Source organism: bacterium, assembly GCA_019695335.1.
GTDB lineage: Bacteria > CLD3 > CLD3 > SB21 > SB21 > JABWBZ01.
On the sequence record JAIBAF010000004.1, the window covers coordinates 1 to 20,080 of the forward strand.

21 protein-coding genes are annotated in these 20,080 nt (G+C 44.0%); 12 read left to right on the forward strand and 9 right to left on the reverse strand.

Annotated elements, in window-relative coordinates:
• On the reverse strand, positions 1-1,121 hold a 1,121-nt coding region (locus K1X84_01650), incomplete at its 3' end, for an anhydro-N-acetylmuramic acid kinase (GenBank protein ID MBX7150314.1).
• Positions 1,122-1,251: 130 nt separating this feature from the next.
• Between K1X84_01650 and K1X84_01655 the strand changes: the two genes are divergently transcribed.
• The 6 genes from K1X84_01655 to K1X84_01680 are packed head-to-tail and all read left to right on the forward strand — an operon-like array spanning position 1,252 to position 4,934.
• Entirely contained in the window at positions 1,252-1,746 is a 495-nt protein-coding gene (locus K1X84_01655; GenBank protein MBX7150315.1) for a hypothetical protein, read from the forward strand.
• Between the two features lie 12 nt (positions 1,747-1,758).
• On the forward strand, positions 1,759-2,226 hold the full coding sequence (locus K1X84_01660) for an AIR carboxylase family protein (GenBank protein ID MBX7150316.1): 468 nt from the start codon (positions 1,759-1,761) through the stop codon (positions 2,224-2,226).
• 10 nt (positions 2,227-2,236) lie between these two features.
• Positions 2,237-2,974: a polyprenol monophosphomannose synthase gene (locus tag K1X84_01665; protein ID MBX7150317.1), complete on the forward strand. Its 738-nt coding sequence runs from the start codon at positions 2,237-2,239 to the stop codon at positions 2,972-2,974.
• A gap of 13 nt (positions 2,975-2,987) precedes the next feature.
• Positions 2,988-3,938, forward strand: a complete 951-nt coding sequence (locus K1X84_01670) for an acetyl-CoA carboxylase carboxyltransferase subunit alpha (GenBank protein ID MBX7150318.1) — start codon at positions 2,988-2,990, stop codon at positions 3,936-3,938.
• A complete protein-coding gene (locus K1X84_01675; GenBank protein ID MBX7150319.1) occupies positions 3,939-4,343 on the forward strand; it encodes an acyl-CoA thioesterase in 405 nt (134 codons plus the stop codon).
• A gap of 3 nt (positions 4,344-4,346) precedes the next feature.
• Positions 4,347-4,934 (forward strand): phosphatase PAP2 family protein, encoded by a 588-nt coding sequence (locus tag K1X84_01680; protein MBX7150320.1) that lies wholly within the window; start codon positions 4,347-4,349, stop codon positions 4,932-4,934.
• Here the strand turns inward: K1X84_01680 and K1X84_01685 are convergent.
• From K1X84_01685 to K1X84_01720, 8 genes are all read right to left on the reverse strand, one after another.
• Positions 4,928-5,512: a nucleotidyltransferase family protein gene (locus tag K1X84_01685; protein MBX7150321.1), complete on the reverse strand. Its 585-nt coding sequence runs from the start codon at positions 5,510-5,512 to the stop codon at positions 4,928-4,930. The two genes, K1X84_01680 and K1X84_01685, sit on opposite strands and share 7 nt — an antisense overlap.
• A complete protein-coding gene (locus K1X84_01690) occupies positions 5,509-5,982 on the reverse strand; it encodes a universal stress protein (GenBank protein ID MBX7150322.1) in 474 nt (157 codons plus the stop codon). Before K1X84_01690 ends, K1X84_01685 begins: the two co-directional genes overlap by 4 nt.
• Positions 5,983-6,006: 24 nt before the next feature.
• Positions 6,007-6,630 (reverse strand): thiamine phosphate synthase, encoded by a 624-nt coding sequence (gene thiE, locus K1X84_01695; protein ID MBX7150323.1) that lies wholly within the window; start codon positions 6,628-6,630, stop codon positions 6,007-6,009.
• Positions 6,614-7,642, reverse strand: coding sequence for a flippase-like domain-containing protein (locus K1X84_01700; protein ID MBX7150324.1), 1,029 nt, complete (start codon positions 7,640-7,642; stop codon positions 6,614-6,616). Before K1X84_01700 ends, thiE begins: the two co-directional genes overlap by 17 nt.
• 55 nt (positions 7,643-7,697) lie before the next feature.
• Positions 7,698-8,951 (reverse strand): peptidoglycan DD-metalloendopeptidase family protein, encoded by a 1,254-nt coding sequence (locus K1X84_01705; GenBank protein ID MBX7150325.1) that lies wholly within the window; start codon positions 8,949-8,951, stop codon positions 7,698-7,700.
• A complete protein-coding gene (locus tag K1X84_01710; GenBank protein MBX7150326.1) occupies positions 8,944-10,347 on the reverse strand; it encodes a B12-binding domain-containing radical SAM protein in 1,404 nt (467 codons plus the stop codon). Before K1X84_01710 ends, K1X84_01705 begins: the two co-directional genes overlap by 8 nt.
• Before the next feature lie 89 nt (positions 10,348-10,436).
• The gene (locus K1X84_01715; protein MBX7150327.1) at positions 10,437-12,068 is read right to left on the reverse strand and encodes a methyl-accepting chemotaxis protein; all 1,632 of its coding nucleotides are present in this window, start codon (positions 12,066-12,068) and stop codon (positions 10,437-10,439) included.
• Positions 12,069-12,111: 43 nt separating this feature from the next.
• Positions 12,112-12,498 carry an aspartate 1-decarboxylase gene (locus K1X84_01720; GenBank protein ID MBX7150328.1) on the reverse strand — a complete coding sequence of 129 codons (387 nt, stop codon included), beginning with the start codon at positions 12,496-12,498 and terminating at the stop codon, positions 12,112-12,114.
• 313 nt (positions 12,499-12,811) lie between these two features.
• On the opposite strand from K1X84_01720, the gene K1X84_01725 reads away from it, so the two are divergent.
• The 6 genes from K1X84_01725 (at position 12,812) to K1X84_01750 (ending at position 20,020) form a co-directional block, all read left to right on the forward strand.
• Positions 12,812-13,354 carry a DUF2911 domain-containing protein gene (locus K1X84_01725; protein ID MBX7150329.1) on the forward strand — a complete coding sequence of 181 codons (543 nt, stop codon included), beginning with the start codon at positions 12,812-12,814 and terminating at the stop codon, positions 13,352-13,354.
• Between the two features lie 36 nt (positions 13,355-13,390).
• The gene (locus K1X84_01730) at positions 13,391-14,500 is read left to right on the forward strand and encodes an MBL fold metallo-hydrolase (protein MBX7150330.1); all 1,110 of its coding nucleotides are present in this window, start codon (positions 13,391-13,393) and stop codon (positions 14,498-14,500) included.
• A complete protein-coding gene (locus K1X84_01735; protein MBX7150331.1) occupies positions 14,501-16,702 on the forward strand; it encodes a carbohydrate binding family 9 domain-containing protein in 2,202 nt (733 codons plus the stop codon).
• A 147-nt stretch (positions 16,703-16,849) separates the two neighbouring features.
• On the forward strand, positions 16,850-18,037 hold the full coding sequence (locus K1X84_01740) for a hypothetical protein (GenBank protein MBX7150332.1): 1,188 nt from the start codon (positions 16,850-16,852) through the stop codon (positions 18,035-18,037).
• Positions 18,038-18,050: 13 nt separating this feature from the next.
• Entirely contained in the window at positions 18,051-19,190 is a 1,140-nt protein-coding gene (locus K1X84_01745; GenBank protein MBX7150333.1) for a tetratricopeptide repeat protein, read from the forward strand.
• The gene (locus K1X84_01750; protein MBX7150334.1) at positions 19,187-20,020 is read left to right on the forward strand and encodes a formylglycine-generating enzyme family protein; all 834 of its coding nucleotides are present in this window, start codon (positions 19,187-19,189) and stop codon (positions 20,018-20,020) included. The genes K1X84_01745 and K1X84_01750 overlap by 4 nt, the downstream gene beginning before the upstream one ends.
• Positions 20,021-20,080: the final 60 nt, after the last annotated feature.

Below are 20,080 nucleotides of genomic sequence, written 5' to 3' on the forward strand. Positions count from 1 at the left end.
GTCACAGCCGGTACATTTGCAGGCGTGCCCGTCAAACATTCATTCGCCAACAATGCAAATAACATTGCTTCTTTGGCTTCGGCCGGAATTCCAAATTCAGCCGATGAGCGGATGGTCGCGGTTTGAAAATGAAACTTCAATCTTTCCATCAAGTAACTATTCTTAATGCCACCACCGCTGACGATCAGCTCGTGCAAATCGTGTTTGGAAAATTTTTTAACCTGATCAAAAATACTTCGTGCTGTTGCCTCGGCCAGCGTAGCGACTTTGTCGGCCGGCGCAATATCTATAAAATCTTTGAAAATCTCTTCAGAAAATTTCTTCCCAAACATTTCCCTTCCGGTCGATTTTGGCGGTTTAATGTTAAAATATTCATGCTGCAAAATAGCGCTTGCAATTCCTTCATGAATTTTTCCGGACCGAGCGATATTGCCGTTATCGTCGAACGGCTCATTAAAAAATTCCTGCACTGCATAATCGATTAACATATTCCCAGGGCCAGTATCAAACGCCGCCAACTCATCCAGTGTTCCGCCGGCCGGAAGGAGCGTTATATTAGCAATTCCGCCGATATTTAAAATGCCGCGATGCTTTTGAGGATCGCGAAAAACAATGTAATCGAAATACGGCACGAGCGGAGCTCCGCTTCCACCCGCTGCAACGTCAGCCATTCGAAAATCTCCGACTGTCAGGATTTCCGTCTGCTGGGCTATCACCGACGGATCGCCGAGTTGCAACGTCGAATGAACGGCATTATCAAATAGAATTTCTTTTGCAGGATGATGGAAAATCGTTTGGCCGTGCGAACCGATCGCCGTTATTGTCTTGCGTTCGATCTGGTGTTTTTCGATAAAGCGATTAATCCCATCAGCAAAAACTTTCCCGATGAGCATGTTGGCCTGGCTTATTTGACTTGGGGTCCCTCGATCAATCAGATCCAGTAAATAACGTTTCCACCCTTCCGGAAAAGGAAATTCTTCAAATGCATCAAGACGCAGACGAAGCGAATCGCCCGTTCCGCTGACCCGTACTAACGCGATGTCCAGCGCATCCATCGAAGTACCGGAATTAATGCCGATCACCTGACGATTTTTTTCCGGCTCTATAAAATTTATTTTCATGAATCTAAAATGAAACTTTTGACGTAGAAAAACAATTGAATTCTAATCTTTGGTTTTAATTTCTTGCGCGATGTTGTATTTTGGCTTAAATTGGTAACGCTCTTTTTCCACTTTAAAAAGCGGAGCGCTTATGAATACGGCAATAAAAGACACGACCGGCGCAGGTAAAACACTTGATAAATTATTAAACTGGTGGGACCGGCTCTCATTTAATCGAGAAACAGAGGCACCGGTCACGGCCGAAGTTTTGATCATGGATTATGAATACGAATGGCAATTGTTGCGTCATTTGGAAGTTTCGCGCCTGCAATCGCGTTATCCTTTTATCGAAACAATTTTAGAAAAAGTCATTCACGAGCAGCGCAGCCAAATGCAGCAACTCAAAGACAAAATAGCTGAACTGACAGGCGAAGAACCTCAGGCGGCGTCACCGGATGTACCCAGGGAAATCGGTGTACCTTTATCGCTGGATATTCAATACGCGCATGAATTATACGACCTGTATCGCCAGCAAATACCTATGTTTGATCACGTAGGTATTCAAACTTTTTTAGAATCCATGGCGGAAGCAAAAAAGTTGCAGGCGCAAACGTTATTGGAATTAGCTCCTAAATTTCATAACTGAGGAAACGCAGACATGCATTTAACCGAGGTCGCGATCATCATCGATCACGCGAATGATATGGAACACATTCGCCCTTGTAAAGAATACCTGGATCATTTCGGTGTTCGGTACGATGTACAAGTTTTATCGGCCATGCGCGATCCTGATGCGTTGGCCGAATATGTCGTGAAGGGGCCGGAACGCGGCATTAAACTTTTTATCGCCGCTGCGGGAATCGGCGCTCAATTGGCCGGCGTGATTGCTTCGAAAACGTTCGTGCCGGTCATCGGCGTGCCGCTGGCTACAACCGACATCAACGGCGTGGATGCTTTGTATGCGATGGTACAAATGACAGAAGGGGTTCCGGTGGCAACGGTGTCAATCGGGATACACGGTTTGAAAAATGCCGCAGTGCTGGCTGCCGAAATTCTTGCTCTATCCGACGCACGGCTCAAGGAAAGGCTTCGTTTTTTTAAACAAAACGGCTGCAAATTCGCTTAAGGATTACGGAATGCCGAATAAACGCGCGTTGATTGTCATACCTACCTACAACGAAAAAGACAACCTGCCGATTCTCATCGAACGTATTTTCAAAATAGATCTGAGTGTGTATGTGTCCGAACTTCATCTTTTGGTAGTCGATGATAATTCTCCCGACGGTACTGCTGAACTTGTTCGCACGCTCCAAAAAAGCGATTCAAGAATTCATCTCCTTTTACGATCTGAAAAACAAGGTCTTGGTAAAGCCTATGTGGCCGGTTTTGATTACGCGCTTCAAAACAGTTATGACTATATTTTTGAAATGGATGCAGATTTATCGCATGATCCCAATTATCTCCCGGATTTTTTGAATCGGATCCAGCATTGCGATCTCGTGATCGGTTCGCGTTACGTCAAAGGCGTCAACGTGATCAATTGGCCGCTGTCGCGCCTGCTGATCAGTTATTTTGGCAATAAATATGCTCGGTGGGTTACAGGAATGCCGATCCAGGACTCTACGGCGGGATATAAATGTTTCAAGCGTGAAACTCTCCAGTCCATCGACTTGACCCGGGTCAGTGCAAGCGGTTATTCTTTCCAGATTGAAATGAATTATCGCGCATGGATTTTAAAATTTAAAATTTGCGAAATTCCTATTATATTTTATGACCGTACGATCGGTGCATCGAAAATGTCTACCAATATTATCCGGGAAGGGTTTCTACTCGTTTGGAAATTAAAAATCAGAAATTTTTTCGGAAAATTATAAAGGAGGATTTCTATTGCCTGTTATTTTAGATTTTGAAAAGCCGATTGCCGAGCTTGAGAACAAAATTAAAGGCATGCAGAGCGTGGCCAATGTCGATCTCTCAAGCGAGGTGAACGCTCTTGAACAAAAGCTTGAACAATTACGCGAGGAAATTTATTCCAAGTTGACGCCATGGCAGAAAGTGCAGTTGGCACGACATCCCGAGCGCCCCCGCTCACTGGATTACATTGAGCGTTTTTGCGAAGGATTTACTGAACTGCACGGTGACAGACTTTTTGGCGATGATCATGCGATTGTCGGCGGTTTCGGAAAAATTGATGGCCAACCTTTTATGGTCATCGGCCAGCAAAAAGGCAAAGACACTAAAAGCAATCTGTACCGCAATTTTGGAATGCCTAATCCCGAAGGTTATCGTAAAGCCATGCGATTGATGCGGATGGCCTCGAAGTTCAATCGTCCGGTATTGACACTCATCGACACACCCGGCGCTTTTCCAGGAATCGAAGCCGAAGAACGCGGACAAGCAGAAGCCATTGCACGTAATCTGCTTGAAATGGCCCGCCTTCCGATTCCGATCATTTGCGTCGTCATCGGAGAAGGCGCATCCGGAGGCGCTTTGGGTATTGGAGTGGGCGATAAACTGCTTATGATGGAAAATACATGGTACTCGGTCATTGCGCCTGAATCGTGTTCCAGTATCTTATGGCGCAGTTGGGAGCATAAAGAAAAAGCTGCATCCGCGCTCAAACTAACAGCCGACGATTTGCTAAAACTGAACGTTATTGACCGGATCATCAAAGAACCATTGGGTGGCGCTAATCGCGACTATGATCTTGCGGCACAATTCGTTAAGGTGGCTGTGATGGAAGAATACAGAAACCTCACTGCCAAACCCGTCTCCGTACTTCTTGATGAACGTATTGATAAGTATTCTCACATGGGCTTTTGGGGAGAAATGAAATAAGTGAGCATCTTCTCTCAACCATGCGTAACGATCATTCGCGTTCGTTATGCTGAAACGGATGCGATGGCCGTTGCGCATCATGCGAGCTATTTACCATGGTTCGAAGTTGGCCGAACCGATATGATCCGCGCTATGGGTTACCCTTACAAAGAAATGGAAGCCGATGGTGTACTTCTGCCGGTAATCGAAGTTCAGGCCAACTATATCCGGTCTGTTCATTACGATGACGTATTGGAACTTCATTCATTTCCTCTTGAACAATCCGGCTCGCGTTTGAAGATCGGTTATGAAATGTATCGGGATAAAATTTTGGTGGCCAAAGGCCATACCATTCATGCTTTTACAGACAAACAAGGCAGGCCGATTCGCCCCCCACAAAAATTTTTAGAAAAGCTTACGAAGTGAAAAATGAAAACGTTTTTGTTGTTCTGCTTATTATCTTCGATAGGTTTTGCGCAAAATAAATTTGATGTTAATATTTTCCGTGCGATTAATAATCAGCACACACCCTTTACAGATGATTTTTTTAAAACAACCACGAACAGCGCAAAGCCGCTTACAATTGCTACGCCAATCGGCTTTGTGGCTACCGGAATACTTGCAAAAGACCGGCAAGCCACAGACACTGGCATCTTGCTGGCCGCTTCTGCCATACTCACAGCAGGTATTACCTACACTTCGAAAGATATTATTAATCGGAAAAGACCTTACGAAGCACTTAAAAATGTCCATTTGGGAAATTATAAAGAACGTACTGCATCCATGCCGTCCGGTCATACCAGTGCTGCATTCGCCACTGCAACAATGGTCTCACTACAATACAAAAAATGGTACGTGACTGTTCCTGCATACACATGGGCAAGTTTGGTAGGATATAGCCGTATGGCATTGGGGTATCATTATCCGAGCGATGTGATCGTCGGAGCGCTGGTCGGAGCCGGAAGTTCTTATCTTATTTATAAACTTCAAAAACCAATCCTGAAAATTTTTCACTGACTAGAATTAGTTTTCAACTTCTCATAATCTTCCCGCGAATCAATATCCCATACAACTCCCGGATCAGTGACAGCAATTTTCTTCACATTCCTTGTAAAGAATTCAATCGCTTTATATAACAACTTGTCTTCGTCGTGTGATAAACACCACTCTATAAGTGATCGATTGACCAAAACCGGATGGCCTTTTTGGTCATTGTAAACCGGAATTACAATATTATCCGAAAAATTTTGTACGATCAAATCGAGTGTGTCAGCCCGAAATAACGGCAAATCTCCCGGCGTAATAAAAGCGGCATCCGAGTGTTTTGAAATCGCAGAAAAACCTTGGCGAACAGATGTACTCATTCCCAAAACATGATCCGGGTTATAAATAAGTTTACAGGGCCAATTCTTCAATGCCTCACGGATGGGCTCATCGTACTTTCCGGTAACTACGATAATTTCAGACGGAGATAACTGAATGAATTTTTCAATCACGTGATGAAGAATCGTGCTACCGGCAAACGAAAGAAGCAATTTGTTTTCCTGAAAACGTTGCGACGACCCTGCAGCAAGAATAATTACAGAAAAGTTCATGGCATACTAAATTGATTTTTTGCGCGAATCGTGAGCACGGCACAGGATGCTTTACGAACTACTTTTTCGGTTACGCTTCCAAGCAGAATATGCTCGATAGCGCTCCGCCCATGCGTCGACAAAACAATCAGATCAACGGCTTGTTCACGGGCCGTTCTAACTATTTCAACAAACGCTTTTCCCTGTACAAGTAACGTTTCGAGTTCGATCATTCCAAAATCTTTTTCACGCCCCTTGATATCCCGTTCAACCATTGTATGAAGTGACGCTTCGGCTGTCGAACGAATTCCTTGCTCGATTTCTACCAAGTCAGGCATACCCATCGGCACATCGGTGTAATACACGATGGGTTCGTATACATGCATCAGAATAATTTTTGATTTAAAAATTTTCGCCAACATTAACGCTTCTTCCAGAGCCGCTTTGGAAGCGTCGGAAAAATCGGTAGGAACCAGAATTTTTTTAAACATAATGGTCTCCTTTCTTTGAAAAGTCTACAAACTTCCCAAAATCACTTTCAGATCATACAGACGCTGTTCAAGCCCTTCCGGTTGCATGAGCAATGAAATGCCCGCAACGCCGGCTGCTCCTGCTTCTATGAATTTTTTCACATTAGCCAATGTCATTCCACCTAACGCATATACTGGAATCGGCGAATGATCACAGATCGAATGAAATTCGTCGAGTGAAAGAATCGGATGCCCTGCCGGTTTCGACGGCGATGGAGCGACCGGTCCCAATACCACAAAATCCGCTCCGAGCCCGGACGCCGATTGTACATCGGATTCGGAATGAGTCGAAACTCCAATGAGAGCTTGTTTTCTTAAAATCATTCGCGCCCGATCAGCCGGCAAACTATTGCTTGTCAAATGTACACCGTTTAATCCAAGACTCAAAGCAATATCGATGCGATCATTGATCAGAATTTTTACATCGTACGGCTCGGCAATCGACCGGATCCGTTCGCATAATTGATATAACTCAACCGGCGATAAATCTTTTTCTCTAATTTGAATACAGCCAACACCGGATTGAAAAGCTTTTTCAAGATGGTGAAAATATTTTTCACCGGTAAGGTTGCGATCGGTGATCCCGTAAAATTTAAACCCTGGAATCATGACGTTTGAAGAAATTAAAATGAACAAGATAAAAAAGACCGATCACTCCCGGCAGCAAAACGTTGCTCAGAAAAATCATGATAGAGGCATTGAATGCGGCCGAGGCTGAAATACCGAGCTTACCAAGAAAATAAATCGATGCGCCTTCGCGCACTCCAATGTCCATTAATGCGATGGGCAGTAAAGACTTGGCAAACATAACGCTCGACGCGCCTATCAATCCGTCGCTGATTGGCATAGGAGTAAATGCGTTGATAAACCAGTAAAACTGGACATAAATAATCAATTGAAAAATCAGCGCATAAGCAAGACTCGGCGCAAAATGATGTTTCTTGAAGTTCTCCGACGCCGAAATCAATGAAAATATTTTATCGCGAAACGGCGCATAATGAAATATCTTTTTGGATGACCGGATGACATCACGGACACGTTCGGGCACAAACGCCACCATCGACAAAATAGTAATGAGTAAAACACCAAAAATTATTACGAGTGTTTTAATCTCGGTCCCCGGTTGAAATTGGAATTCAATCATCATTACCATTCCGATTAAACCAAAAACGGAAAGCGCCAGTTGTGAGAAAACTTTGTCGATGATTGACATCCCGGTAATTTCTGAACGCCGGACGGAAGTCAAAAAAAGGCCTTTTCCCAATTCACCCAACCGGCCCGGAGTTACTAATCCGATAGAAAAACCGCACATCAGTGAAGCAAAGATATCCCGGTTCGATATCGCCGGATTCAAAATGTGAGTCAGATAACGCCATTTGTAATGTTGAATTAAAATATTCGGAATGGTCATGGCTAATCCAATCCCGAATGCGTTCCAATTGATCTCACTGAATTCCGCGCGTATCTCGGTCAGCTGAATTTTTGTAGCGATAAAGTAAAATAAAAAAACCGTAATTCCGATTTTGATCAACAATAACAGAGTTTTTTTTAAACTGTTTTTTGGATTGCCATCTGGAGTAGAATTGATTTCCGGGCTATTTTCGATAGGATTATCGGTCATGGAAAAATCTTATGCCATCAAAATTCTTACGATAATGATTTTTTTGTATCAGAGATCATTTCAACCAGCCTTGCGGATCCAACGGTTCGCCGCTTTTATAAACGCCAAAATGTAAAATAGGCTGGCCTTCATCGGATTCATCGACCCGCGCGATCACGTCACCGGCATTGAGAGTCTGATCCGGATTAACGTAGATTTCTCCTAAATGCGCATAGACTGTATAATAGCCGCCGCCGTGATCAATCAACAGCGTATTGCCAAAACGCCGGAGCCACGTGACAACAGAGACACGACCTTTGGCAACCGCATGAACTTCGCTATTAGTATTCGTCAAAATATCTACGCCGGGATTGCGAGTCTTTGTACCTAAGACCGGATGGATGTGATCGCCAAATTTTTTAACGATGCGGCCAGCCGCCGGCAAAGGCAGCTTACCTTTGTATTGAATGAAATTAGACTTTTCTTCATATACAGGCCTTTTATAAGTCTTGACAGTTGTCTTATTTTCAGCCAAAGCTTTTTGTTTGTTGGCTTCTTCTAATGCCTCCTGTTCTTTTTTCTTTCTTTCCAGTTCGGCAATCAAAGTTTGCATCGTTTCAATATCATCTTTTCGTTGCTCGATCAAAGAGGCCAGAAGCTTTTTGTCTTTTCGGATTTTTTGCAGCGCCTGTGTTCGCTTTTTTAACTCACCGTCCAATGAGGCTTTTTCATTCTTTTTCAGGCGAATCAATTGTGTTTGCATTAATAATTCGCCTTCGATTTGCTTTTTTTGCGAAACGATTGAATTTTTTTTGCGACGCAAAACCGACAAGTCTTTTTTATCCTGATCGGTAATAATCTTCAGATACTTCATTCTCGAATAAGCCTGCGTTAACGACTGGGACGTAAGAATAAACGCCAGCGGATCTTCTTCACGATGTTTATAAACCTGAACCAGCCGCTGACTCGTGAGTTTTTTTAATCGGGCCAATTCATCCTGTGTTTGTTCCAGAATAACACGCAGAGTTGCGATATTGGCTTCCGTAATCTGTCGCCCTTTTTCCAATTCGCCGATAAGTTGCTGTAGCAAACCGATCTTACCGTTTACGTCATTCAATTTTTCCAGTTCGCTTTTTTCACTTTGAGATTTCGATGATAATTTTGATTCGTAGTTTTTAATTTCTGTCTGAAGTTTTTTCAGGTTTTTCTGATGATCGGTAATTTTCTTCTGGAAGTTTTGGCTGACAATCAAACCGGTAAGGATAACCGCACCGAGAAATCCAATCAGAACCCGCTTTGAAATAAGTTTTAAATTGTTGAGGTCAAGCATAGACGTTATAATCTGAAATATTGATATTCTCGCTGCTTTTGATCCGCCGATTACATTCAATCGCGTCATTCTTAAGACGGTTGAAATCCTCTCCAGTAAAGTGTGCATTTTTTAACGGATAAACGGATTTATTGGTCATAAGCGGATTATCGTTTGGAAAACTGTAATCCCGAACGGCCGAATCCCAATCGGGTGTGTTGGGAATGGGTGAATAAGAGGATAAGCTGATGCGAGCACCCAACTCATGAACGTATCTGATACTGTCACGCACTTCATCCGGCGTTTGATTAGGAAGACCCATGATCAGGTACACCGTAACTTCATCACGCGGAAAACCTGCAGCTTCAAGATTATTCAATGCGTTTTCAAGATCAGAATCGGTAACTTTTCGCATTTGTTTTTGTCGTTCGGGATTTTTTGATTCGTAACTCAGACGAATGGTCTTAAATCCGCTCTCAACCAGCATTTCCCCGAGTTCTTTGTCCAGCAATTTAGCAAATAATCCATTCGGGGTGTGAAAATTAAGATTTAACTTTTCATCAATAATTTGCCGTAAAATCGGTTTGATATGCCGTTCAGAATTGACGAATAAGGCATCGTCGTAAAACGTTACGTTGCGAATACTCTTCTCAGCATAGCTTCGAATTTCCTCCACAACTTTTTGAGGATGCCGCCGCCGGAAGACATCGGTAAATTCATGCGTTGCGCAAAACGAACATGTATAGGGACAACCGCGGGTTGTCATCATGCCAACGTATTCAAGCTTTGGATATAAATGATACGCCGGATGGGGATAATCATCGTAGCCGAGATAGGTTTTAGTAGAAGGTAATTTGAATTTTTCTTTAATGAACTCTAAGACCGCACGTTCGCTTTCCCCTTTAAAAACGAGATCGGCGCCCGAATGATGTTTTGCAAATTCATGAAACAAGGTTGCGTAAATACCGCCGAACAAAACAGGGATTTCAGGAAAAACTTCACGGCACATAGCGATGGCTTCATGCGCACCGCGATACCAATAAGTCATTCCTGAAGTTACCAAAATCAAATCGATAGAACATTCTCGTCGAATACGTTCCAAATTATTTTTAAAAATTTCAGGCGGCATTCCATAGCGAGAATATAAACGGGGCACGTCCGAAAATTCCGATGGTTTCTCAATGGTTTCTTTATAAAAATAGCCGTCTCCGTATTTTTTTGATTTGGCTTCCGTACGACATTGCAAGGCCAATACATCGGGATGATGACGGTTTAGGGCATCCAGCAAAGTAATGTCACAACCGTTTTCTTCGAGTACGGCACCGATGTAAAGCAATCCAAGCGGTTTAATCCATAGATCGTATGCCGCGAAATCATACAAATATGGGTTGACCAACAAAATGGCCGGTCGTTTCATGATTGAAAAGATCAAATTGAGCAATTTATGAAATGTAGAAATTTGGAGAGAGATTAGCAAAATGAAAAGTAGGAAATGCCTCTAAATTATCAGGAGCGGTCTTTCAAATTAAATCGCCGGATCAGCTCTTGTAATCGTGTCGTCAATTCATTCAAATGTCCCGCAGACTGCGCGATTTGCTGAATGCCCACGGCAATTTGTTGAGTCGCGTTATTCACCGATTTAACGCTCAGGGCAATATGATCGCTCGTAACGGATTGTTCTTTGCTGGCGACTGCAATCTGACTGACCATTTGCGTAACATTTTGGAAAGTATTGGAAATGTCGTCCAAGCTGCTTTTGGCTTGTTGGGCCAGGCCGATGCCTTCGTTGGTTTCATCCTGGCTTTTATTCATCATGGTCACGGCTTCGTTAACATTGGCTTGAATGCGCGTAATGATCTCATTGATCTCTGTTGTAGAATGTGCAGTACGTTCAGCCAATTTTTTAATTTCTTCCGATACAATGGCAAAACCTTTACCGTGTTCGCCTGCTTTCGTTGCTTCGATGGAAGCATTAAGAGCGATCAGGTTGATCTGGCGTGTAATATCATCGATGATATTCAAAACTTTTCCGATTTTTCCGCTCGCGTCACTGAGTGAATTAATGACTTCCGCCGATTGTTTCACCATCACGCCAATACGATTCATACCGGCAACGGTTTCTTCGATAATTTGTTCACCATGATGCGCGCTCGATTGCGCCTGCAAAGCCATGTCTTTGGTATTCACGGCGCTATGTGAAATTTCGTAAACCGTTTTTGTCATCGTTTCAATGGCAATCGATGCGCTCTCGGATTCGTCGGCCTGTTGCTGCGCATTACGCGAAATCGCATCGGCACCGGTGGAAATCTCTTTGCTTGCGCTCGATACGACGGAGGATGCCTCTGAAAGATCGTGTAAAGTCTGCCGGAAAGATTGAAGAAAGGAATCGAATGACCTAATGAGTTGTCCAATTTCGTCGTTCGTTTGATTCTTGAAGACTGTATTAATGCCTTCGAGTTGGATCAATTGTGCCGCTTCACCGACCGGACGCGAAACAGTTCGTGCCACACTCACACTAATGACAATCCCCAGAACAATACATACGCCGGCCATGGCATAAATCAATATCTCATCTCGCTCATAGGTTGATTCTAAACGTTCTTGACTGATCTGGGTAAGTTCGGTCGCGACAATTTTAGCCTCCTCCGCCAACGCCATGACGCGTTCGTAGGCAGCATCGAAATTCTGATCGGCATTACTGCCGATGCCGCTTGATTCTTTATTGGCATAACGCTGTTTACCGGCTTCGATCATAGCGTTCAGAGCATCGCGCATTTCAGTAATTTTGCCACGTCCTGTTGCATGCCGGAAAGATTTATAAGTACGATTGTTTTTTCGACCTCCTTCCAATATGATATTGCAATAAGAGATAGCTTCTTCCCAAACCCGGTACACTTCTTCAACCGATTCGTGAGCATCGCCGGCCATAATTTCTTCAAAATACAAATGGCCTTTGGTAGCAAGATATTGGACTTCCGAAATTGCGTTATGGATCGGAATATCGTTGATGGCCGTTTCCGATTCTTCCACCAGAAAGCCGAATTGCTGATAAGAAAAAATGGAAATGACAAGAATCAGCAGAATGATCGTGCCGAAGCCAATCCATAATTTTTGAATGAGCTTGAGGTTTTTAAACATTGCCTCACTCCATGAGGGTTGAAAATGGTCGGGATTGTATAATCTATTTCAGAGTTTCGTCGTGCGAGGAGATGATGTGAGATTCGATGACTTCATTGTTCGCATTAAGCAAAATCACTTTTGGCTTGAATTGCCGTGCTTCTTTTTCGTCCATGATACCATACGAAATGATCGAAATAATATCGCCGGGCATTGCCAGACGAGCGGCGGGACCATTGAGGCCGATCACACGACTACCGCGTTTTCCTGCGATAACGTACGTTTCCAGCCTGGCACCATTATTCGCATTAACGATCTGAACGCGTTCATTATGCCAGATGTCCGTCAAATCCAGCAAATCCTGATCGATCGTGATGCTGCCGTGATAATTTAAATCCAATTGCGTCACCCGCGCCCTGTGGATTTTGGCGCGAAACATTTCTCGTTGCATAATTTATCCTTAGCCGAATCGCCTGTTCAACGCAAGTTTCGGCCATCTATTCCGCGCCAATATAATAGGTCTGAACGTGAGAGGAAAGGATAAATTAATCATTAGCACCGTTTTCCATGAAATTCGAACGCAATATTAGATTAGGATTTAGATGAAAGGTGTCATGACAAATTGACTCCCCGTGAGTTTTTTCACTAAAAAATGCTTTTTCAATTGTTTTCCTTGCCTCATTTGCCGCCAATGAGACGACAAGCCGTCCCTTTTTATCTATATTGCCGCACATCACAGAAAGAAATCATTAATCGGAGGTCCTATGAAGGCATTGAAATCGTTTTGGGTAGCTCTTTTCGTTGTCGGCGTAATTGCAGGCAACTTATTTGCTCAAAGTGAAGAGCGCGTGAGTCAGGCGGCTTCGACTTTTCAAAAAATCGGCGCAACGGAAATAGTTGTTACTTATAGTCGGCCCGGCGTGAAAGGCAGGAAAATCTGGGGCGAATTAGTGCCTTGGGGTGAAAAACCATTTCCATGGCGCGCAGGAGCCAATGAAAACACAACGATTTCTTTCTCGACCGACGTGGAAATAGAAGGAAAAAAATTGCCTGCAGGCAAATATGGATTGCACATGGCACCGCAACAGGATCAATGGACGATTATTTTCAGCAAAAAAAATAATTCATGGGGAAGTTTTAAATATAATAAAGATGAAGATGCCTTACGCGTGATGGTAAAGCCCATAGCTGCACCAATGAAAGAATGGCTTGAGTACGGTTTTGACGATCTGACACAGACTTCAGGAACAATTAATTTGTATTGGGAAAAACTGAGAGTACCCATTAGCGTTAAAATCGCCAAATAATTTTCGATCAATGGCAATATTTAAAGGAATCGTCATATGGCACTGTTTTGGAATTCATGCCGCATAAAATTTATCTTTTTCGGATTACTTCTATGGTCATCGCTTCCACTTTTTTCACAAACGGATTCATCCAGTACTCGTACCCGAACGGTTTCTAAAATTGCAGACGGTATATATATGATCCGGCACAAAGATTCACCCGACGGTTTTCCGCAAGGCAATACGACTGTCATCATTGGTGACCGTGAAGTGTTTGTCGTCGATGCATGTTATTTGCCATCATCGGCCAAAGAGGACATTGCACAGATTCAGCAATGGACGAACAAACCGGTTCGTTATTTGCTCAATACACATTGGCATTTCGATCATACAATGGGCAATGGCACGTACGCAGAAGCTTTTCCCTCTATCACTATCATCGCGCATCAGGAAACTTGCAAACAAATGGAGGGTTATAATCCGGGTTGGTTCCAACGCTTTCCTAATCGTGCCGATCTTTTTAAAAAGTATGTTGAAACCGGTAAAGACGCTAACGGTAATCCTTTATCCGAACAAGATAAAAAAGATTACACATCCTTTATCGCCGGAATTGAACCGGTGTGGCAAGAGTTCAAAAAAATCAAAGATCGAATGCCCAACCTGACCTTTGACAGTGAACTGACTCTCGACATCGGTAATCGTGAAATCCAAATTAAATATCTTGGCCGCGGCAATACGGCCGGAGATGCTGTCGTCTATCTGCCCAAAGAAAAAATTCTGATTGCCGGAGATTTACTCGATAGCCCCGTGCCGTATCTCGGGAGCGGTTATCCATCTCAACACGCCAAGACGTTACGTAAAATGGCCCAACTGGATTTTGAAATACTGATTCCCGGTCACGGCAATACCCTCAAAGGAAAAACTTATTTGAACCTGGTCGCCGATTTCATTCAAACAGTTGTCGATGAAGTCAGCAAAGCCATCTTCCAGGTTGGCGGCGGTCCGCGCAATCTGGAAATCGTCAGGCAAACCGTTCATAAGACGATTGACTTTGATGCATGGAAAAAGAAAATCGTGGGCGACAGTAAAGAAGACGGCGATTTTTTTGACGGTTTCAGCGTGCAAGGTGTCGTAACCGCAGCTTATGCAGAAGCGTGGGGCAGATAAATGAGACAACCCAAATGCTTTCTTATTGCAATCGCGCTGTTAACTCCGTTAAATATTTTCAGTCAAAACAGTCAGCCCATCGAACTGCAACGGCTTACGGAATCGATTGAATTGGATGGTTTGAGTTTCGAACCGGCGTGGGAGACAATCGAGCCATTGCCTTTGACGATGTATTTACCGGTTTTTCAGGGACAATCGTCGGAACGTACGGAAATTCGCGTTGCCTATGACGACGAATTCATTTATGCATCCGGCCGTTTTTATGACAATGATCCTTCGGGCATCCGGATCAATTCGCTGTATCGCGACCGGTGGAGCGGCGACGACGCTTTTGCGATTTATATCGATCCACTGAATGATAATGAAAATGCATTGTGGTTCATGACGACGCCGGCCGGCATTCGTTCGGACATCGCGCTGTCCGGCGATGCGGAAGGTACGGACAATCCGAGTTGGAATACATTTTGGGACGTCGCTACGAAAGTCACCGGCGAAGGTTGGTTCGCTGAAATGCGGATTCCACTTTCCAGTTTGCGGTTTCAAGAGTCGGATGGCCGCGTTGTCATGGGTTTGACAGTCACGCGCTACATCGCACGTAAAAACGAACGCGTTACATTTCCTTCTATCGAACCTAAATATGCTTTTCGGAAGCCATCCGTGGCTCAGGACGTGGTTTTGTCGGGTATTCACTCACGCAAACCGGTATATGTGACGCCGTATGCGCTGGGTGGACTGGCACGTTCGTCTCAATTAAACAACGACCAAACAAAATTTAATTACCAACGCGATTATCAAAACGATATCGGCGCCGATGTCAAATATACGTTGAGCGACAACTTGACTCTGGATTTAACGGCTAACACGGATTTTGCCCAGGTCGAAGCGGACGACCGGCAAGTAAATCTGACTCGGTTTTCACTTTTCTTTCCGGAGAAACGACAATTTTTTCAAGAGCGTTCGTCGCTGTTCGACTTTAACATGGGTCATGGCAATCGGTTACTCCATACGCGCCGAATCGGTCTTACCGATCAAGGCGAGCCGGTGCGCATTCTCGGTGGAGCAAGATTGGTTGGCCGAGCAGGTTTATGGAACATTGGTTTTATAAATATGCAAACTGAGAAACAAAATGCTTCAACTCCTTCGGAAAATTTTGGCGTGCTTCGATTGAAGCATCCGGTATTCAATTCATACTCCTACGCCGGTGGCATGATGACGAGCCGTATCGATCAAAATGGTCATTATAGTTTGGCTTACGGATTGGACGGAACAGTCCGTGTCGCCGGCGATGAGTATCTTACCTTAAAATGGTCTCAGTCGTTGCAGGAAGATTATATAAAAGACAACGGTTTCAGACCTTTGGAAACCGGACAAATGTATGCAACGTGGGCGCGGCGTACAATTAAAGGTTTGTCGTACTCGGCCCAATTCGCCCGAGCCGGATCGCAATACGATCCTGGGATCGGATTTGTCCAGCACAGCGATTTTACTTTCTTACAAGGCGTCATTTCATACACCCTATTTCCTCAAAGTGAAACGTTACGCAATCACTCGTGGAATAATGTCACTATTCTTCGCTTTCGTAATGACGACAACAAGCTTGAATCATCGTATTTCGCGCCATGGTGGGATTTTGAAACCAAAAGCGGCGCGACCGGCTGGATTGAACCGCGCTGGCAATACGAAAACGTTCCGGACACGTTTCAATTATCCGAAAAGGCCAACGTGCCGTCGGGCCGGTATCATTTTTTTGATATGTGGCTTAATTATAAATCGGCTCCCGGTGGACTGCTGTATGCGGAAGGCGATGCGATTATAGGAACGTTTTACGATGGCTGGCGGTATTCATTTTCATTGTCGCCAACATGGCGTATTTCCAAACATCTCGAATTGGGTGGAACCTATGACATCGACATTATCCGTTTTTCCAAACGCGACCAGTCGTTTACGTCGCACCTTGGCCGGTTAAAAATTCAAACGGCCGTCAATGCCCGTTTTTCGGCTCAAGCCTATGTCCAATTAAGCACGGCGGCTCATGTCGTCGGAGCCAATACTATCATCCGTTACAACGTGAGTGAAGGAACGGATTTATGGATTGTGTACAATCATAACCTGAACACGGACCGTATGCGGCAACAACCTGCGTTGCCACTCACGAGCAGCAATGTCTTGATCGTCAAATATACCCACACATTTACCCTGTAAAATTCAGCGCTCGATTGTATTTTTGATCCCGCTTTATTCTCAGATTGTTACCGCTCATTCCTATTTTCATCCTTTTCATGCCACATTTGAAACCGCCTTTTTGAGCAAGCGTAATTTCCTTGTCGCACCACAAAAGGAGGAGATTACATGATTTCAAGAATTACATTCGCCCTTTTTATTTTCATCGTAGCGGATATTACCGCTCAAATTCCTGTTACACAACGGCCGCTGGTATACCAGATTCCGGAAATGAACAAAGTTGAAATCAAAAAAGGCATTGTCTACAAAACCGTTAATGATACTTCCTTAACGCTGGATGTATATTACCCGGCTTCGTTTGATAAAAAATCCAAATTACCGGTCGTCATTTTTAACAACGGCGTCGGATCGCTGGAACTTTTGAACTGGCGGGCCTATGCCGATTGGGCAAAGCTCATTGCGGCCAACGGCTTGATCGCGATCAATTATCAAAGCCGGCAAGGCCGGGCATTCAAGGATTCGGAAGATTTGCTTACGTACGTGAGAAAACATGCCGGCGAATTGAACATCGACAGTGATCGAATCGGTCTTTGGACGTGTTCAGCCAATGTAACCGTCGGCTTGCCGCTGATGATGCAGCCGGATAGAACGTATATCAAGTGTGGCGTTATTTATTACGGCAGCGCTCAACTGGAAACCATGCGAACCGATCTTCCTGTTTTGTATGTCCGAAGTGGTCTTGATGGAACCAATATCAATACCGGGATCGAGCAAACTATTCGTCATATGACCGAAGTGGAATGCGATTTGACGTTCATCCATTACGCCGAAGCTCAACATGCGTTTGACATTTTTGACGATACCGATCGCTCGAGGCAAATCATCCGGCAAACCGTCGATTTTTTCGTGTATAATTTAAATAAAAAATCTTCGGAAGTACGGCCACTCACAGCCAAACGCTTCAAAACGTTGATCGAGCAAGGCGATACAATAAACGCTTTTCGGGAATACCGCTATTTTGTCCAATACATTCAGGCGGCCGGAACTTACAATCCTTTTTATACATGGGCGATCAATGAAAACGGACTGATCACAGTTGCTTACCAATTGCTCCAAGCTAAAAAGATCAAAGAGGCTTTGACAATTTTCCAGATGAATACTGACATTCACCCTGAATCGCCCAATGCATTCGACAGTCTTGCCGACGCGTATGAAGCCGACGGGCAAAATGACATGGCTGTACGCACGGCTCAGAAAGCGCTGGATCTGCTTGCGAAACCAACGAATCTCAATGAAAATTTTAAAAACGGTATTCGAACCAGCGCGGAAGATAAAATCAAACGATTAAAAAAATAACCGGAGAATACTTATGAAAAACGTCATGGTTTTGTGGATCGTTTGTACGACTTGGTTTATTCAATGTTCAGGCTCTGAAAGTAATACCGGCAAATTGCCTGTAGCCGATTCAGTCGATCAGCGAATTCTTTTTGCTATTCATAACACGGATTTTATTGTCGCCAACCGACTGATTGAAACACGCATCAAAGAGTTTCCCGGCGAACCGAAATATTATTTTCTTAAAAGTTCCATGCTCTACCACGCCCGTTATTTTTCCGATCAAGGTGTAAGCCGTGATTCATTGAAACAATTGCTCGCAAATTATTGTCAACAAACAATCAATCGTTGTGAAAAATTGCCGGAAACAACGGAAAATAAATTTTTTCTTGGTTCGGCGTATGGTTATCTCAGCCGGGTTCACGTAATGAGCCAATCATTGACGGACGCTTATTTTGCAGCCAAAAAAGCGAACGGGTATTTTGAAGATGTGATCGAAGAGAATCCTTACTTTTATGACGCTTATTTGTCGCCGGCCGTTGCTGAATATTTTGTTGCTACACGCGCCAATTGGTGGCAAAGCGGGCTGGCCTTTTTAAGCGGCTTCGAAAACAATAAGGACAACGCAATCAATAGTCTAAGGCTAGTGCAGGAAAAAAGCCTTTTTAATAAAGACGAAGCGACGTTTATTTTATCACGCATCTATCAGTTTTTAGAACCAAATCCGGACAATGCGCGATATTATACTCAACTATATCACGAATCATTCCCCGGTAACCGTTTTATGACTACAGAATTAAACTCCATTCGGTTGACGGACATCATTGTGAATCGCGGTGTGCTTTATTTTAGTGAGCATGCCGATTCGCTGACTGCATTGTATTCTATTACGAATGCAGGAACGCTGAATGCGGTCGGTTATCGGCTGATCAATGAAAATAAACCGCAGGACGCACTGCTTATATTTCAAGCTAATTTGAAATTATTCCCGGAAACGGCTAATTGTTATGACAGCCTTGCTGAATGTTATTCGCTTCTTGGAAAAAAAGGGGAGGCCATTCAGTATTATACTCAAGCATATGAGAAAACATTGACGGATAAAAGCATTGGTGACCAATTTCGAAAAACGTTACAAGACGGCATTCAGGAAAAACTTAAGGAGTTACGGAAATGAAGAAATGGAGTCTGTTACTTACCTTGATTTTATTATTGAGCTGCAGTAAATCCGATCCGAACCGAGTCATTGAATCATTGAATATCCAATCGCCTCGATTGGTTAAAGTGCCCGGCGGAAGCTTTTCTATGGGCAGTGATCATAACACGCCTTCCGAAAAGCCGGCGCATGCCGTTACAATTTCCGAATTCTGGATGTCGTCAACGGAAATTACCGTCGGACAATTTGCCGAATTTGTTACGGCGACAGGTTATCTCACTACAGCCGAAAAAGACAGCGGCGGATGGATTTTCGACACTACCATTTCCAATATGGCTTTCAAAAAAGATGCTACCTGGAAACATCCGTATATGGATCAAAATTCTAATCATCCGGCCGTTTTAGTAACATGGTTTGACGCTCAAGCGTACTGCGAATGGCTTTCCAGAACTACGGGACTTGCTGTGAGTTTGCCAACCGAAGCGCAATGGGAATATGCCTGCAAAGCCGGATCAGCGGACAACGTTGAAATAAAAGATATCGCATGGATTCAGGACAGCACACAATTATTTACGCACGAAACAGCTTCCAAAAAATCAAATGCATTTGGGATATATGATATGCTTGGCAATGTTTGGGAATGGACTTCCGACTGGTATAGCGATTATACGGCAAGCACCGTAACCAATCCGCGTCAGTCAACCGATCTTGGCCGGGGAAAAATTGTGCGCGGCGGTAGCTGGAATTTCCCTGCAGAATTTGCCAGTCCAACTTTTCGTCAACCTGGCCATGGCCCGAAAGCCCGCGCGCAAGACCTGGGTTTCCGGATTGTCGTCCAGATGAATCCTTGAACTTTTATTTGTCCGATCGTCCACGATGTCGGTTTTTTACAATCTTTTTAGATTGCAGCT

Bases quoted from the DNA above. Each gene is read 5' to 3' on its own strand.
- K1X84_01740 (MBX7150332.1), top strand. From the start codon at position 16,850: ATGATTTCAAGAATTACATTCGCCCTTTTTATTTTCATCGTAGCGGAT.
- thiE (MBX7150323.1), bottom strand. From the start codon at position 6,630: ATGATTCCAGGGTTTAAATTTTACGGGATCACCGATCGCAACCTTACC.
- K1X84_01725 (MBX7150329.1), top strand. From the start codon at position 12,812: ATGAAGGCATTGAAATCGTTTTGGGTAGCTCTTTTCGTTGTCGGCGTA.
- K1X84_01730 (MBX7150330.1), top strand. From the start codon at position 13,391: ATGGCACTGTTTTGGAATTCATGCCGCATAAAATTTATCTTTTTCGGA.
- K1X84_01735 (MBX7150331.1), top strand. From the start codon at position 14,501: ATGAGACAACCCAAATGCTTTCTTATTGCAATCGCGCTGTTAACTCCG.
- K1X84_01745 (MBX7150333.1), top strand. From the start codon at position 18,051: ATGAAAAACGTCATGGTTTTGTGGATCGTTTGTACGACTTGGTTTATT.
- K1X84_01685 (MBX7150321.1), bottom strand. From the start codon at position 5,512: ATGAACTTTTCTGTAATTATTCTTGCTGCAGGGTCGTCGCAACGTTTT.
- K1X84_01700 (MBX7150324.1), bottom strand. From the start codon at position 7,642: ATGACCGATAATCCTATCGAAAATAGCCCGGAAATCAATTCTACTCCA.
- K1X84_01720 (MBX7150328.1), bottom strand. From the start codon at position 12,498: ATGCAACGAGAAATGTTTCGCGCCAAAATCCACAGGGCGCGGGTGACG.
- K1X84_01690 (MBX7150322.1), bottom strand. From the start codon at position 5,982: ATGTTTAAAAAAATTCTGGTTCCTACCGATTTTTCCGACGCTTCCAAA.
- K1X84_01680 (MBX7150320.1), top strand. From the start codon at position 4,347: ATGAAAACGTTTTTGTTGTTCTGCTTATTATCTTCGATAGGTTTTGCG.
- K1X84_01660 (MBX7150316.1), top strand. From the start codon at position 1,759: ATGCATTTAACCGAGGTCGCGATCATCATCGATCACGCGAATGATATG.
- K1X84_01705 (MBX7150325.1), bottom strand. From the start codon at position 8,951: ATGCTTGACCTCAACAATTTAAAACTTATTTCAAAGCGGGTTCTGATT.
- K1X84_01715 (MBX7150327.1), bottom strand. From the start codon at position 12,068: ATGTTTAAAAACCTCAAGCTCATTCAAAAATTATGGATTGGCTTCGGC.
- K1X84_01750 (MBX7150334.1), top strand. From the start codon at position 19,187: ATGAAGAAATGGAGTCTGTTACTTACCTTGATTTTATTATTGAGCTGC.
- K1X84_01665 (MBX7150317.1), top strand. From the start codon at position 2,237: ATGCCGAATAAACGCGCGTTGATTGTCATACCTACCTACAACGAAAAA.
- K1X84_01655 (MBX7150315.1), top strand. From the start codon at position 1,252: ATGAATACGGCAATAAAAGACACGACCGGCGCAGGTAAAACACTTGAT.
- K1X84_01710 (MBX7150326.1), bottom strand. From the start codon at position 10,347: ATGAAACGACCGGCCATTTTGTTGGTCAACCCATATTTGTATGATTTC.